We start from the raw sequence: 14143 nt of genomic DNA, 5'->3' as shown, positions 1-14143 counted from the left end.
GTTTTATTCGAATGCAGGTCGAAAACGCGGAAAATTCGCCTCGAATAATCGTAAAAACGGCGACGATTTCGTCGAAAACTTGATTCGAATACGCCGCAAATTTTCCGGAAATCCGATGGATCGACCGGCAGGGTGCTGATTCCGGATGGTTTTTCGCCGAGCGGGCCGGCAAGGTTCCGGCAGGTGGCGGGCAGGCGCAGCGTGACGATGGCGTCACAAGAGGAGGCCGGAGCCTCTGCCGGCCGGGCACGAGAGGCATGAAAAGCGGTTGCGAAACGGCTTCTGCGTTGCCTTGTCCGGACCAAAAAAATGTTTCGACGCGGGAATTTTTGTCGTGGCCGCCTGGATATCGGAGGGGCAATGCACAAAAGCGGCGGATGCGATCCGCCGCCTCTCGTCCACCAAGCGGACAATCCGGTTCAGAAGAAGCTGCGCAGGCTTTCGCGGGTCTGAACGCTGGCGAATTCGACGGCGACGCCCTCGGCAAAGTGGCGCACCACGCGTCCGCGCAGATGGTTGAGCGAAACGGCCGTGCCGATCGGCGGGCGCACGTCGATGTCGAGCGCTGCGCCGGACAGCGACAGATCCACCAACCGGCAGGGATAGCGCGTACCATCGGCAAGCGTGAGTTCCACCCGCGTGATGCGCGGCGTCAGGCGGTCATGCCGGCGATCCTCGGCAAGGCCCAGTTCATGGCGGTTGGCGAGCCAGGTGAGTTGCGCGGCGAGCTTTTCACGCTTGCGTTCGGTGGCGTTGATCGACATGACGAAGCCGTCATGCGTCAGTTGCAGGACATGGCCTTCGATGCGGCCGAGATGATCCAGATAGGCGATGACGCGCTCGGCCTGGGCCGGGGTTCCCACGCAGGTCAGAACGACATCGCCCGGTGACATTTCCGTTGCCGTGCAAGGATATTCATCGTGGCTGGCCAGCATCAGCCGGCCCGGCATGTTGACCGAGACACGCTGGAACTGGCGCTGCGGCGTGACCTGTGCCGTTGCCGGGGCGTTCTGGGCGGAAAACATCTCTGACTTTCGTGGTTGCATCACCTCCCCGAAAATAGGCCGTCACGTGTTAAGATATGGTTCTGTGCGATGTGCCAGATCTTTGCGCGGCTGTGCAATGCTGTGTGGTCGGGCAACGGCGAACGGCCCGCCAGGGGCGGGCCGTCGCAGAAGCGGATGTCGGGCAGCGGTTTCGCTCAGCCGTCGATGCGGACCGAAAGACGGTCGGCGTTGTAGACCGGCGTCAGCTTGAAGCCGTCAAGCGTGATCTGATCGAACCTGCCGGTGAGGGCTGCGCCGCGGATCAGGGTGATCTCGTCGCCCGCGGTCGGCTTGTATCCCTTCGCCAGAGCGAGGCTGAGGGTGCCGCCCTCGATGGTTACGGACTTGGCGGCCGTCACGCCGTCCTGCTTGCCGGAAAGGGTGATGGCGAGCCCGCCGGTTTTGCGGATGGTGAGATTGCCACCCAGCCAGAGGTCCTTGTCCCCGATGACGGCCCGACCGCCCGACACATAGAGGTCGCCCTTGCCGAAGGCGGTCGGCGAGGCGGCCACCAGTTCGCCAGCCTCCACGACGACGCCCCCGGCAAAGCTGTTGTTGCCGGACAGCGTCAGCTGGCCGCTGCCCTGCTTGGTCAGTCTGCCGGCGCCGGAAATGTCGTTGCGCCAGGTGTCAGCAGCGTTGAAGCCGCCGCTTGCCGCATTCATGGCCACCGTCACATCGCCGTCGAAGGCGCCATAGCCGTCGGCTGCGGCGAACAGATTGAGGCGACCCCAGCCTTCCATGTCGCTCATGATCGGGAAGCCGGAGGCGAGCGCCGTGCTTTTCAGCACCACGCGGCGCTGTTCGGCGGAGAGATAGGGCAGGCGTGTTTCAAGCAGCACCTCCGCGCCCTTCGGCACCACCGCCGGCAGACCCGTCTCGCTGATGGTCGGCAGTCCATAGCTGAAGCGCGGCGCAACAAAGGCGGCGTTTTCCACACGGTCGGCAAAGCGGTCTGCGGTGGCCGGCGCCGAATGGGCAAGCCGCATCAGATCGGCGAAGCCGGTGGAGCCGGTTTCCTTCTGCAGGAAGCTCTGCGTCTGCTGATAGGCCTCCTGCTTCAGGGTGGCATAGTCGGAGCGGTTGAGGTTGTAGGAGACGACGGCCAGCGCCTGCATGCGGCCGCCGATCACGTCAAACGGCTGGTGCATGCCGGCATGAATGCGGTTTTCGCCCATGCGCACGGCGCGGGTGATCATCTCCTGATAACGCTGCGGCACCAGATAGGCCATGACAAGGGCATCGCGCCAGGCCTCGGCGGTGTGGCCGCTGGGGAAGCCGCCGTCGCCTGCCGGCTTGCTGCTCTTGGCCGGCACGAGCTGCGGCACCACGCGCACCTTGTCGCTCCAGCGATAGGGACGGGCATATTTGAAATACCGCTTCGCGGGCTCGGTGGAGCCGTCGGCGCTGCCGGCCTCCACCAGATCGACGGCCTTGCCCATTTCGGCATTGCCCTTGGCGCTTCCGACGCCGCGGTTGTTGCCCTTGTCGTCATATTTGACGGTCGTCGCGTCGGCCGGCATCTCGGTGATCGTCGTCGTCTGCTGTACGCCCTTGCGCCAGGCGGCGGCGAGCGGGCCGAGGCCGTCGCTGATGCTGACATTCTTGCCGCGCCGGTCGTCCAGATAGGCTTCCAGATCGTCATCCGGCGTGTTGGCGGTGGTGGTGCGGATGACGTAATCGAGATTGGCGGCGTGCACCTCCGGATGCTTCATGGTGCCGTCGGTGGCGCTGCGCGGCAGGCCGTCCCAGTCGGATTTCGTGACGGCAGGGCAGCCGTCCTTGGCCGGCGCATCCTGCTCGGCATCGACGAAGGGCGTGCGCGGGGTCCACAGATCGAGGAAGCCGGAGAGCAGGCGTACGCCGGCATTGGTTTGAAGCGTGGCATGGCAGGCATCGCCGCGCTGGTTGGTGGCGCCGAAATCGACATAGGCCGGAACGCCGGCGGGCGGCGGCGCACTATCGGCATGGCCGAGGCCGGCGGGTGCTGCGGGAAGGGCGATGGATTCGGCATGGGCCGGGGTCAACGCGCTTGCCAGCAGGAGGCTGGTGGTGAGGGACAAGAGAACGCGGCGGTTCATGGGGCTTGGTCCTTCCTGGAGCTGCAGGGGGCATGTGTCGGGTGAGGGGAGTGGTTTTTATTCGTCAGGATGCCGAAATAATGCGGGCGCTACCGAAGGCGTCAACACGGGGGCGATTGTCTCCTTCGCTTTGTTGTGCGCTGCGGCATGCCGATTAGAAGAGGCTTGCGACAGTTTTCTGACAGTCGATCGATTTTTTGCGGATTTCAGCCGGTCTCGCCCACTGCCTTGTGATGACGGCCGGGTTTGCGCCCTTCCGCGCCTCATGTATGTCTGACCATCGCAGGAAAAGGACAGGCTCATGGATGATTCCCGTCACACATCGCCGCAGGGCGAGCCGCCGCGCCCGGGCGCGATCGTCGAGGAAGGCGGGGCACACGGCATGCAGGCAGAGCCGCCCCGCTGGCGTCCGCCATCGCAGCCCCTGTTCAACCTGCCGACGCCGCTGACGGTGACGCTCGCCATTCTCGTGCTGCTCTATCTCGTCGACGCATACCTGCTGAACGAGGATGCGCGCAGCCTCGTGCTGTTCGAACTGGCCTTCACGCCGCTGCGCTATGTCTATCCGCTGAGCCAGCAGGGGTTCGAATGGCTGTGGACGCCGGTGACCTATTCGCTGCTGCATGGCAGCATGGAGCACATCGTGTTCAACGCCCTTTGGCTGACCGCCTTCGGGGCGCCGGTGGTGCGCCGCATCGGCGCGGCCCGCTATGTCGCCTTCTGGATCACCGCCGCGGCGGCCTCGGCCTTTTTTCATGCGGCGCTCAACTGGGGACAGCAGACCATGCTGATCGGAGCTTCGGGCGTTGTCTCGGCACTGATGGGAGCAGCCTGCCGCTTCGCCTTTCCGAAGACGGGCGGCGGCATGCGCCGCATGCATGCCCATGTGCTGCCGCGCCAGGGCATCGTTTCGGCTCTGCGGAACCGCACGGTGCTGGTCTTCACGCTGCTGTGGTTCTTCGGCAATGTGCTGATCGCCTTCGGCCTGCCGCTGGTCGGTTCGGACATGGGCGCGATCGCCTGGGATGCGCATATCGGCGGCTTCCTGTTCGGCTACCTGCTGTTCGGCCTGTTCGATCCGTTACCGTCTGAATCAGAAAGTGCTTAAACGTCCCTTTCTGAAGGGATTTCGACTGTTGCAAAGCAGGACGACTGCGCGCACCATCTCCTGACGGAGGGGCGGCCTCGGGTGGGAGTTTGGGGCGGCGCCTCCAGGACACTGGCCATAGGAGGAATGAATGCCTGTTTCCGTCAAGACCATGCTGGACGCCAAGGGGCGCAACGTCATTTCCGTGACGCGCGAAAAGACGATCGCCGAAGTGGCGACCATCCTTCATGAAAATCGCATCGGCGCTGTGGTGGTCACAAGCCTCGAGGGCCGCATCGCCGGCATCTTTACCGAGCGCGACCTTGTGCGCGTCGTGGCGGAAGGTGGCGCTGCGGTGCTGGAAACGCCGGTCTCATCGGCTATGACAACCAGCGTCACCCGCTGCCGCGAGGAGACGACACTCAACGAACTGATGGAAGTGATGAGCAGCGGCCGTTTCCGTCACGTGCCGGTCGAGGACGGCGGCAAGCTCGTCGGCATCATTTCGATCGGTGACATCGTCAAGGCACGCATCCGCGAGGTGGAGGCCGAGAGCGAGCAGATGCTGGCCTATATCGCCGGCTAGGGATCTTCAGGGCGCGCGCCTCAGCTGGCAAAGACTTCCTGCATGCGCTTCAGTTCCGCGATGCGGGCGCGCGCTTCCTGATATCCGCGATCAATGGTCTCGCCGGCCCGGTGAAACTCCGAGAGGCCGATATCGCTGAGGCGCGGATGCAGGGCAAGGTCCGGCGGGTCGCCGGCAAGGCGGGCGCGCGAAATGCGCTCCTGAATGATGTTGAAGGCCTGCACCATCACGCCCGTCATGCCAATATTGGCCTCGCGCACCCGCGTATGCTGGCCCTGCACGATGGGCTGGACGCTGGCGCTGTGCTTGACGACTGCAGAGCGACCGAAGATATCGTAGTTGAGGTTGACCGCCACGACGAGCGGCTGCTCGTAGGCCCGGCAGACGGAGGTCGGCACCGGATTGACCAGCGCGCCATCCACCAGCGTGCGATTGTTGCATTTCACCGGTTCGAAAATGCCGGGCAGCGCATAGGAGGCGCGCATGCCGGTGATCAGCGAGCCATTGGTGATCCACACCTCATGGCCGGTATTGAGTTCGGTCGAGACGGCGACGAAGGGGCGGTCGAGATCCTCGATGGCGATGTCTTCCAGATCCTCCTGCATGCGCTTGGTGAGACGCATGCCGCCGAACAGGCCGCCGCCGCCGATGGTGAGATCGAGAAGGCCGGCAATGCGCCGCATGGTAAGCGAGCGGGCAAAGGCCTCCAGCTCATCGAGCTTGCCGGCCAGGTAGCAGCCGCCGACAAGGGCGCCGATGGAGGTGCCGGCAATCATGCCGACCTCGATATCCGCCTCTTCCAGCGCCCTCAGAACGCCGATATGTGCCCAGCCGCGCGCCGCGCCACCGCCCAGCGCCAGTGCCAGCTTGGCCCGGCGCGGCGGCGTTGCCACCTGCTTCGGGGCTGCCGGCACAGCGGAGCCGGCCTCCGTCTGCGCCAGTTGCGGCTCGCTCCTGTTCCAACTCCAGTTCAGCATGTGATGCCCGCTCCTGCGGCTGAACGTCTCCCGAACCGGTATCTAGCGCCCGTTCCGGTTTAGAAACCGTTGATGTTTCGACCGCTCGCCAAATGCCTGGGCAACTGACTGTTCAGTGAGCGCCTTCGCCATAGACGGCCTGCGGATCAAAATGTCGCTGTTCGTCCGCGACTTCAAGAAGGGGAGCCCCGTCCTGAAGCCGCACGGTGCGATAAAAGCACGAACGCCGCCCGGTGTGGCAGCTCGCATCATGGCCGGCGACGGCGACCTTCAGCTGTACGGCGTCCTGGTCGCAGTCGGTCAGAACCTCCACCACCTTCTGCAGGTTGCCGGAGGTCTCGCCCTTCTTCCAGATCTTGCCGCGCGAGCGGCTGTAATAATGGGCGATGCCGGTTTCAAGCGTCAGCGCCAGGGCCTCGCGGTTCATGTGCGCCAGCATCAGCAGCGCGCCGTCGCGCGCATCGGTCACCACGGCTGTCACCAGGCCGGCCTCGTCAAAGCGCGGCGTGAAGGGGCCAGCGCCTTCCAGCGCCACCTTGTCTTCGGGCGCTGCGGGAAAATCGATGGTCATGAAATATCCTGTCCGTCCGAAAATGCGGCGGTTACCGCCGGATCATGGTGAGGAAGCGGGCCTGTTCCGCGGCATTATCCTGAAACGCGCCGGTAAAGGTGGTGGTGAGCGTGGTGGAACCCTGCTTCTGGATGCCGCGCATCGACATGCACATGTGTTCCGCATCGATCATCACCGCCACGCCACGCGGCTGCAGCACGCCCTGGATCGCCTGGGCGATCTGGGCGGTCATCGCTTCCTGCGTCTGCAGGCGACGGCCATAGACATCGACCACGCGGGCGATCTTGGAAAGGCCGAGAACCCGGCCCTTTGGCAGATAGGCGACATGGGCCTTGCCGATGATCGGCACCATATGGTGTTCGCAATGCGAAAAGAAGGGGATGTCGCGCACCAGAACCATGTCGTCATAGCCGGCAACCTCCTCGAAGGTGCGGCCGAGGATCTCTTCCGGCGTCTGTTCGTAGCCCGAAAACAGCTCGCGATAGGCAGCGGCAACGCGTTTCGGCGTGTCGAGAAGGCCTTCGCGGGTCGGATCGTCACCGGCCCAGCGCAGCAGCAGGCGCACGGCCTCCTCCGCTTCCTGCTGGGTGGGACGAGCCTGCTTCTGGCCGGCAGGAAAATTCTTCACGATGGCGTCCATTTTATCGTCTCCTGATGCGGTTCAAGGCCGCACCTGACCAGCCTGTCGGGTTGGCATGCGGGTTGGCCTGTCTGGCCCCCGATCAAGCGTTACGGGCTATCTGACCTGCCGGATCTTTTTTGACAAGACAGGCTGTCCTGCTTTCGCACGCCTTTGGGGCAAAACATTGCGTCTTGATGCCTGCCGCTTCGCCCATCATATAGAACGCAGACCGATCTTGCGCCAGCAGGGCGCGATTGACACAGTGTTCGCCTTGCGCGCCCGGCGTGAAATGCGACGCTGAGCCAGACACCATGAAGGCAGATCCGCATGGATGACATCTACAACAGCCGCATCCTCGAACTGGCCGGCAACATTCCGCTGACCGGCGCAATGGACAATGCGGATGCGAGCTCGGAAAAGCACTCGAAGCTGTGCGGCTCCAAGGTGCGGGTGTTCGTAAAAATGCAGAACGGCGTCATCAGCGATTTTTCCCATCAGGTGCGGGCCTGCGCGCTGGGACAGGCTTCCTCCTCCGTGATGGCGCGCCATGTGGTGGGTGCAACGCCCGGCGAGGTGCGTGCGGCCCGCGAGGCGATGCTTGCCATGCTGAAGGAAGGCGGCGAGGGTCCTGACGGACGCTTCGAGGAAATGCGGGTGCTGAAGCCGGTCAAGGATTACAAGGCCCGTCATGCATCGACCATGCTGACCTTCGATGCGGTGGTCGACTGTCTCGATCAGATCGAGGCCGGGCAGGTGGCAAGGGTTGGCTGAACCATGTGCGAATATTGCGATCAACTGGAGGACGATGAGGAGGAGCGGCCGCGCAGACGCGGGCGCAATTATACCGGCCCCTTCCGCAAGACGCCCGGCCGTCTGGTCGGCATGGGTCTGATCCGTCTCTACCAGTTGACGCTGTCCGGCTTCATCGGCAATTCCTGCCGGCATCTGCCGACCTGCTCGGAATTCGGTTATGAAGCCGTGGCCCGGCACGGCTTGTGGTTTGGCAGCTGGATGACCGCTCTGAGGGTGATACGCTGCGGGCCGTTCGGTTCGTCCGGGCTCGATCCCGTACCGGAGGCGCTGCTGCCCGCGCAGCGCTGGTTCACGCCCTGGCGCTATCGTGCGCGCGGCACGGGGTGCGCCACGGGCATCCGCCCCGCGGAAGAAGTGCTCTGATCATGCCGATCCCCATGGAATACCATCACGCGGGCCGCGATTTCGACGCCTTCATGGCCGATCTTCTGGAAATCTCGCTGCTGAAGACCCGCCACCAGGCCTACACCATGCTGCAGGCGGTGCTGCAGGTCTTCCGCCGCCGCCTGACGCTTGCCGAAGCGATTGCCTTCGCCAACCTGCTGCCGCCGGTGGTGCGGGCGATCTTCGTCAGCGACTGGGATACGACAGAGCCGCAGCGTCCGTTTGCCGATCGCGAGACGCTGATGGCGGAGGTCCGGCAACTGCGGCACAACCACAATCTCTCCACGCCCACGGCCATCGAGGACGTGACGAGCACCCTTCGCCGGCATGTGGATGCGGCCCGGCTGGAAGCGCTGCTGCGGCAATTGCCGGAAGGCGCGCTTGCCTTCTGGGGCTTTACGGACTGAGAAGCAGTCCTTGCCTTTGCGTCCTTGCTTTACTCCGCCGCATTTCGCGCGTATCAACGCGCGCGTTGGACGCCGTCTGCCGACGGCAAGATCAAACCACCCGCATTCGTTGGCGGGACTGGATGACAGGAGCACACCATGTCCGTTTCCCTGACTTTCCCCGATGGCTCGATCCGTTCCTATGATGCCGGCACGACCGGTCTGGCGGTCGCCGAATCCATTTCCAAGTCGCTGGCCAAGAAGGCGGTCGCTGTTGCGATCGACGGCGAGCTGCGCGATCTCTCCGACCCCGTCACCGAGGGCCGGATCGAGATCGTCACCCGCACCGATGGCCGCGCGCTCGAACTCATCCGCCACGACGCCGCCCATGTGATGGCGGAAGCCGTGCAGGAACTTTGGCCCGGCACGCAGGTCACCATCGGCCCGGTGATCGAAAACGGCTTCTATTACGATTTCAAGCGCGTCCATGCCGACAGCGGCGAGGACTGGCCCTTCACGCCCGACGATCTGCCGAAGATCGAAAAGAAGATGAAGGACATCATCGGCCGCAACAAGCCGTTCATCAAGGAGGTCTGGTCGCGCGACAAGGCCAAGCAGGTGTTCGGCGAAAAGGGCGAGCGCTTCAAGGTCGAACTGGTCGATGCGATCCCGGCCGACCAGGACGTGAAGATCTACAGCCAAGGCGACTGGTTCGATCTCTGCCGTGGTCCGCACATGGCCTCCACCGGCCAGATCGGCACCGCCTTCAAGCTGATGAAGGTGGCCGGTGCCTATTGGCGTGGCGACAGCAACAACCCGGTCTTGAGCCGCATCTATGGCACCGCCTGGGCCACCCAGGAAGAGCTCGACCAGTATCTGCACGTGCTGGCGGAAGCCGAAAAGCGCGACCACCGCAAGCTCGGCCGCGAGATGGATCTGTTCCATTTCCAGGAAGAGGGTCCGGGCGTCGTCTTCTGGCACGGCAAGGGCTGGCGCATGTTCCAGACGCTGACGGCCTATATGCGCCGTAGGCTTGCCAACACCTATGAAGAGGTGAACGCGCCGCAGGTGCTCGACAAGTCGCTGTGGGAGACCTCCGGTCACTGGGGCTGGTACAACGAGAACATGTTCGCGGTGAAATCCGCCCATGCCTTCGTCAACCCGGATGACGAGGAAGCGGATAACCGCGTCTTCGCGCTGAAGCCGATGAACTGCCCGGGTCACGTGCAGATCTTCAAGCATGGATTGAAGTCTTACCGTGAAATGCCTGTACGGCTTGCGGAATTCGGCCTCGTGCATCGTTACGAAGCCTCCGGCGCGCTGCATGGCTTGATGCGCGTGCGCGGCTTCACCCAGGACGATGCGCATGTCTTCTGCACGGAAGAGCAGATGGCGGCGGAATGCCTGCGCATCAACGACCTGATTCTCTCGGTCTATGAGGATTTCGGCTTCCACGAGGTTGTGGTGAAGCTTTCCACCCGCCCGGACAAGCGCGTCGGTTCCGATGAACTGTGGGATCGCGCCGAAAGCGTGATGATGCAGGTTCTGAAGACCATCGAGGAACAGTCCGGCGGTCGCATCAAGACCGGGATCCTGCCCGGCGAGGGCGCTTTCTACGGTCCGAAGTTCGAATACACGCTGAAGGATGCCATTGGCCGTGAATGGCAGTGCGGCACCACGCAGGTGGACTTCAACCTGCCGGAACGGTTCGGCGCGTTTTACATCGACCAGAACTCCGACAAGAAGCAGCCGGTGATGATCCATCGCGCCATCTGCGGTTCGATGGAGCGTTTCCTCGGCATCCTGATCGAGAACTTTGCCGGTCACATGCCGCTGTGGTTTGCGCCGCTGCAGGTGGTTGTTGCGACGATCACTTCGGATGCCGATGATTATGGCCGCGAAGTGGTGCAGACGCTGCGGGATGCGGGCCTGATCGTTGAGGAGGATTTCCGCAACGAGAAGATCAACTACAAGATCCGCGAGCATTCGGTGACCAAGGTGCCGGTCATCATCGTCTGCGGTCGCCAGGAAGCCGAAAACCGCACGGTCAACATCCGCCGCCTGGGGTCGCAGGCGCAGACCCCGATGTCGCTTGCCGATGCCGTGGCGTCGCTGACGGACGAGGCAACCCCGCCGGACGTCAAGCGCCGCCAGGCGCTGCGCAGGGTCGCTGCGGAGTGATGCGGAAGGCAGCCCCGGCCCCCTGCAGGGCCGGGTCTGTCAGCATCCTGTCATGAACATGCAATAATACTGTCATCGTCATTTCATCTGCCCGGAGAGAGGCACGTTGCGCTTCAAGGAACTGTCTTACGCCAATGAACGGGATCCGCGCCTCAAGCGATGGCTGATCCGCTCCATTGAAGGTCTCTCCGGTCGCGACCGCTACATCCGTCTCTACGACATCTGGCGCAAGGATGTGGTCGGCAGGTCGGATCGGGTGTTCGGCGAGATGCTGGATCTCATCCGGGTGAAGCTTGCTGTGGACGGCACCTGGCCGCCCAAGGATCTGCCCGAGGCGCCGCTCGTCATCGTCGCCAATCACCCGTTCGGCATTGGCGACGGCATTGCCATCCTGTCCCTCGCAGAGCAGCTCGGCCGGCCGTTCCGGGTGCTGATCAACAATGAACTGCTCAAGGTGCCGGAAATCGCGCCCTATTCCCTGCCGGTCTGCTTCGAGGAAACGAAGGAAGCGCTGGCGATGAACATGGAGACCCGGCGCGAGGCCGTGCGGCTGCTGAAGGAAGGCGTGACGATCATCATCTTCCCCGCCGGCGGCGTGGCGACGGCGAAGAAAGGGTTCGGCCGGGCCGAGGACCTGCCGTGGAAGATGTTTCCGGCACGTCTCATTCAGGCGGCGCGCGCCAACGTGCTTCCGGTCTATTTCCACGGCCAGAACGGCCGGCTGTTCCATCTGGCAAGCCGCGTGTCTCTGACGCTTCGCCTGTCGCTTCTGATCCGCGAGTTCAAGCGGCTGTCGGGCACGACGATCCGCGCCAGGATCGGCCCGCTGATGACCTGGGAGCAGATGGCCGCCTTTTCCGACCGCAAGGACCTGCTGGCGCAGCTTTATCAGGCCGTCTTCGTCATGCGCGAGGCGCCGAAACCCCGCTTCCGCAAGGCGGGCTGACACGCGCCGGCGGGCCGTTCGCCCGGTCAGGTACAGCAGATGCGAAAAGGTCACCTGCGTCACGCCTCAGTCCGCGTCGACGCCGCTCACCTGCTGGGCTTCCTTCATCAGCACTTCCACATCCTTGTTGCGGCCGGGCGTCACCGTGAAGTCGCGCTGATAGATCTTGTCCTTGTTGCGGGCGATGGCAGTGTAATCGCCCTCTGCCAGCACCATGGTGGTGAAGGCGCGCACGCTCTCGCTCACCACGTCGCCGGCGGAGGTCAGGACCGACCAGGCGGTGTCGGCCACCGCTTCGCCGCCGGGCTGGGAAACGAGTTTCAGCGTGATCTGTGCGGCGCGATGCTGCAGCGTGGCTTCCGTCAGCTTGCCGGCCTCGACCTGTATGTCGGCGCGGGCGACGGAATTGACCGTGCCGTATTCCGATACGACATGATAGGTGCCGGCATTCAGCCGCACGATGGTATTGGCCTTCACATCCGCCATGATCAGACCACGCTCGCCATCTTCGCGGGCCTCTGCGGTGTAGATCGAGAACTTCAGCTTCTCGGCGGGAACACGCTGGTCGGAACCCGCCACCGCGTTCAGCACGAAGCCGCCGGCATCCAGCACCAGCGTCTGTTTTTCCACCTCGCCATTGGCCGGCACCTGTAGTTTCTTGGTGACGCCGGCCCGCCCGAAGGCGACATTGACGAAGTAGTCGCCCGGCGGCAGCAGGAAGTTGGCGGAGCCACCCTCGGCGCTTGCCACGACGGGCAGCTTGCCGTCAGGGCCGGGGATCGGACTGAATACCCGCCAGTTGAGGCCTCTCTGCATGATCTGGCCGCCCTGCGTCAGGCTTGCCTGCAGCGTGACGTCGCGAGCAACCGGTGCGCGCACTGCGCCAGATCCGGAAAAGGCGTTGAGCTTCGGCATCTTCACCGTGCCGTCCAGCTGCCTGAACGTCTTGAAGGCGTCATCCGCGCCGGCCGAAACCGGGCAGGCCAGCATGGCGCCCGGCATGAGCAGGAGCGTGGCAAGGCGCGCGACCGCAAGGGGTGAAGATTTCATGCCGTGGCGACCGTTGACTCTTTGTTGCACAGCCGCCACTTGAAGACCAACGAGACGGCAAATTCAAGACCTAAAGCACGCCACGGCCTTCCATCCCGGCCCGAGCAGCGCCGGCCCCTTGCATTTGCACCGGCCGCGAGCGCAGATCCGCAGGACGTGTCCGGGTCATCGCCTTCCGTTTTTTTGACAGTCAGCAGGGCGCCCATCCAGTCATGAACACCGAAGCCTCCCTTTTCCAGTATCTGTCCACGCGCCGCTCCATTCCGGCCCCTCAGATGACCGAGCCGGGCCCGGACCGGGCGACGATCGAATCGATCCTGACGCTCGCCTCCCGCGTGCCGGACCACGGCAAGCTCGCGCCCTGGCGCTTCATCGTCTATCGCGGGGCGGAGCGGGCACGGCTCGGCGCAGCCCTGTGCGAGCTTGCTCTGTCGAAGACCCCGGAGCTTTCCGACGAGATGCAGCAGGTGGAGCGCGGCCGCCTGACCCGCGCGCCGGTGGTGATCGCGGTTGTCAGCACGGCGCAGCCGCATGTGAAAATCCCCGTCTGGGAGCAGGAGCTTTCGGCGGGTGCCGTGTGCCTGAACCTGTTCATGGCTGCCAATGCGCATGGCTTTGCCGCCAACTGGCTGTCCGAATGGGTAGCCTATGACGATGGCGCCAAGGCGATCCTCGGCATTCGGCCGGAGGAGAAGGTGGCCGGATTCCTCTATATCGGCTCGACCAGCTTCCCGCAGACGGACCGGCCGCGCCCCAACCTCGCCGATATCGTGACCTGGACCGGCGGAGACGAGGACTGATGTTCTACGCGACGGATGAAAACCGCCACGGCATGGCGCATGATCCCTTCAAGGCGATCGTCGCGCCGCGCCCGATTGGCTGGATCGGAACGAAGGGCAGGGATGGCTCGCGCAATCTCTCGCCCTATTCCTTCTTCAACATCGTGTCCGACCGGCCGAAGATCGTCATGTTTTCCTCCAGTGGCCGCAAGCACAGCCTGAAGAATGCCGAGGAAACCGGCGTTTTCACCGCAAGCCTTGTCAGCCGTTTCATCGTCGAAAAGATGAACGCCTCGTCGGCGCCGGTGGATTACGGCGTGGACGAATTCGCGCTGGCGGGGCTGACGCCGAGAGAGGGCGAACTCGTCGATGCGCCGTATGTCGCCGAGGCGCATGCGGCGCTTGAATGCCGGGTCACGCAGGTCATCGTTCCGCACGGGCTTGATGGCGAAGCCTCCGAATCGGTGATGGTGTTCGGGCAGGTGGTCGGAATCCACATCAGCGAGGCAATCATCCGCGACGGGCGGATCGATATGGAGCTTGCCCGTCCCATCGCCCGCATGGGTTATATGGACTATGCCGATGGCGGTGCGGATGTGTTTCAGATCCAGCGTCCGCGCGGCTGATGATGGCG

At 63.8% G+C, this 14143-nt stretch carries 15 protein-coding genes; 9 read left to right on the top strand and 6 right to left on the bottom strand.

Annotation, left to right across the window (positions count from 1 at the left end; translation table 11 throughout):
* Positions 1–419 precede the first annotated feature (419 nt).
* Both KLP42_RS09515 and KLP42_RS09510 read right to left on the bottom strand, forming a co-directional pair.
* Complete coding sequence (locus tag KLP42_RS09515) at positions 420–1025, bottom strand: PilZ domain-containing protein (protein ID WP_215566121.1); 606 nt, start codon at positions 1023–1025, stop codon at positions 420–422.
* Between the two features lie 176 nt (positions 1026–1201).
* A complete protein-coding gene (locus KLP42_RS09510) occupies positions 1202–3127 on the bottom strand; it encodes an acid phosphatase (protein WP_215566119.1) in 1926 nt (641 codons plus the stop codon).
* A gap of 382 nt (positions 3128–3509) precedes the next feature.
* Between KLP42_RS09510 and KLP42_RS09505 the strand changes: the two genes are divergently transcribed.
* Together KLP42_RS09505 and KLP42_RS09500 are read left to right on the top strand one after the other, a co-directional pair.
* Positions 3510–4235, top strand: a complete 726-nt coding sequence (locus KLP42_RS09505; RefSeq protein WP_215566755.1) for a rhomboid family intramembrane serine protease — start codon at positions 3510–3512, stop codon at positions 4233–4235.
* Positions 4236–4365: 130 nt separating this feature from the next.
* Positions 4366–4800 (top strand): CBS domain-containing protein, encoded by a 435-nt coding sequence (locus KLP42_RS09500; protein ID WP_215566117.1) that lies wholly within the window; start codon positions 4366–4368, stop codon positions 4798–4800.
* Positions 4801–4820: 20 nt separating this feature from the next.
* Here KLP42_RS09500 and KLP42_RS09495 read toward each other — a convergent pair whose 3' ends face one another.
* The 3 genes from KLP42_RS09495 to folE all read right to left on the bottom strand — a co-directional run bounded on the left by KLP42_RS09495 (position 4821) and on the right by folE (position 6988).
* Entirely contained in the window at positions 4821–5777 is a 957-nt protein-coding gene (locus KLP42_RS09495) for a patatin-like phospholipase family protein (protein ID WP_215566115.1), read from the bottom strand.
* 112 nt (positions 5778–5889) lie between these two features.
* The gene (gene hisI / locus KLP42_RS09490) at positions 5890–6348 is read right to left on the bottom strand and encodes a phosphoribosyl-AMP cyclohydrolase (protein WP_215566113.1); all 459 of its coding nucleotides are present in this window, start codon (positions 6346–6348) and stop codon (positions 5890–5892) included.
* 31 nt (positions 6349–6379) lie between these two features.
* Positions 6380–6988 carry a GTP cyclohydrolase I FolE gene (folE, locus tag KLP42_RS09485; protein ID WP_215566111.1) on the bottom strand — a complete coding sequence of 203 codons (609 nt, stop codon included), beginning with the start codon at positions 6986–6988 and terminating at the stop codon, positions 6380–6382.
* 309 nt (positions 6989–7297) lie between these two features.
* On the opposite strand from folE, the gene KLP42_RS09480 reads away from it, so the two are divergent.
* The 5 genes from KLP42_RS09480 to KLP42_RS09460 all read left to right on the top strand — a co-directional run bounded on the left by KLP42_RS09480 (position 7298) and on the right by KLP42_RS09460 (position 11680).
* The gene (locus KLP42_RS09480; RefSeq protein WP_215566109.1) at positions 7298–7741 is read left to right on the top strand and encodes an iron-sulfur cluster assembly scaffold protein; all 444 of its coding nucleotides are present in this window, start codon (positions 7298–7300) and stop codon (positions 7739–7741) included.
* A gap of 3 nt (positions 7742–7744) precedes the next feature.
* On the top strand, positions 7745–8146 hold the full coding sequence (yidD, locus tag KLP42_RS09475; protein WP_215566108.1) for a membrane protein insertion efficiency factor YidD: 402 nt from the start codon (positions 7745–7747) through the stop codon (positions 8144–8146).
* 2 nt (positions 8147–8148) lie between these two features.
* Positions 8149–8574: a DUF2267 domain-containing protein gene (locus KLP42_RS09470; RefSeq protein ID WP_215566106.1), complete on the top strand. Its 426-nt coding sequence runs from the start codon at positions 8149–8151 to the stop codon at positions 8572–8574.
* Between the two features lie 138 nt (positions 8575–8712).
* Positions 8713–10734 (top strand): threonine--tRNA ligase, encoded by a 2022-nt coding sequence (gene thrS / locus KLP42_RS09465; RefSeq protein ID WP_215566104.1) that lies wholly within the window; start codon positions 8713–8715, stop codon positions 10732–10734.
* A 106-nt stretch (positions 10735–10840) separates the two neighbouring features.
* A complete protein-coding gene (locus KLP42_RS09460) occupies positions 10841–11680 on the top strand; it encodes a lysophospholipid acyltransferase family protein (protein WP_215566102.1) in 840 nt (279 codons plus the stop codon).
* Between the two features lie 66 nt (positions 11681–11746).
* Here KLP42_RS09460 and KLP42_RS09455 read toward each other — a convergent pair whose 3' ends face one another.
* Positions 11747–12682 carry an RgsD C-terminal domain-containing protein gene (locus tag KLP42_RS09455; protein ID WP_252192917.1) on the bottom strand — a complete coding sequence of 312 codons (936 nt, stop codon included), beginning with the start codon at positions 12680–12682 and terminating at the stop codon, positions 11747–11749.
* A 260-nt stretch (positions 12683–12942) separates the two neighbouring features.
* On the opposite strand from KLP42_RS09455, the gene KLP42_RS09450 reads away from it, so the two are divergent.
* Positions 12943–13530, top strand: coding sequence for a nitroreductase family protein (locus KLP42_RS09450; protein ID WP_215566100.1), 588 nt, complete (start codon positions 12943–12945; stop codon positions 13528–13530).
* Entirely contained in the window at positions 13530–14135 is a 606-nt protein-coding gene (locus KLP42_RS09445; protein WP_215566098.1) for a flavin reductase family protein, read from the top strand. Before KLP42_RS09450 ends, KLP42_RS09445 begins: the two co-directional genes overlap by 1 nt.
* Positions 14136–14143 lie beyond the last annotated feature (8 nt).

This window comes from Rhizobium sp. CSW-27, assembly GCF_018760785.1.
GTDB lineage: Bacteria > Pseudomonadota > Alphaproteobacteria > Rhizobiales > Rhizobiaceae > Neorhizobium.
This window is presented reverse-complemented; position numbering and strand designations above follow the sequence as displayed.

Bases quoted from the DNA above. Each gene is read 5' to 3' on its own strand.
- KLP42_RS09515 (WP_215566121.1), bottom strand. From the start codon at position 1,025: ATGTTTTCCGCCCAGAACGCCCCGGCAACGGCACAGGTCACGCCGCAG.
- KLP42_RS09510 (WP_215566119.1), bottom strand. From the start codon at position 3,127: ATGAACCGCCGCGTTCTCTTGTCCCTCACCACCAGCCTCCTGCTGGCA.
- KLP42_RS09505 (WP_215566755.1), top strand. From the start codon at position 3,510: ATGCAGGCAGAGCCGCCCCGCTGGCGTCCGCCATCGCAGCCCCTGTTC.
- KLP42_RS09500 (WP_215566117.1), top strand. From the start codon at position 4,366: ATGCCTGTTTCCGTCAAGACCATGCTGGACGCCAAGGGGCGCAACGTC.
- KLP42_RS09495 (WP_215566115.1), bottom strand. From the start codon at position 5,777: ATGCTGAACTGGAGTTGGAACAGGAGCGAGCCGCAACTGGCGCAGACG.
- hisI (WP_215566113.1), bottom strand. From the start codon at position 6,348: ATGACCATCGATTTTCCCGCAGCGCCCGAAGACAAGGTGGCGCTGGAA.
- folE (WP_215566111.1), bottom strand. From the start codon at position 6,988: ATGGACGCCATCGTGAAGAATTTTCCTGCCGGCCAGAAGCAGGCTCGT.
- KLP42_RS09480 (WP_215566109.1), top strand. From the start codon at position 7,298: ATGGATGACATCTACAACAGCCGCATCCTCGAACTGGCCGGCAACATT.
- yidD (WP_215566108.1), top strand. From the start codon at position 7,745: ATGTGCGAATATTGCGATCAACTGGAGGACGATGAGGAGGAGCGGCCG.
- KLP42_RS09470 (WP_215566106.1), top strand. From the start codon at position 8,149: ATGCCGATCCCCATGGAATACCATCACGCGGGCCGCGATTTCGACGCC.
- thrS (WP_215566104.1), top strand. From the start codon at position 8,713: ATGTCCGTTTCCCTGACTTTCCCCGATGGCTCGATCCGTTCCTATGAT.
- KLP42_RS09455 (WP_252192917.1), bottom strand. From the start codon at position 12,682: ATGCCGGGCGCCATGCTGGCCTGCCCGGTTTCGGCCGGCGCGGATGAC.
- KLP42_RS09450 (WP_215566100.1), top strand. From the start codon at position 12,943: ATGAACACCGAAGCCTCCCTTTTCCAGTATCTGTCCACGCGCCGCTCC.
- KLP42_RS09445 (WP_215566098.1), top strand. From the start codon at position 13,530: ATGTTCTACGCGACGGATGAAAACCGCCACGGCATGGCGCATGATCCC.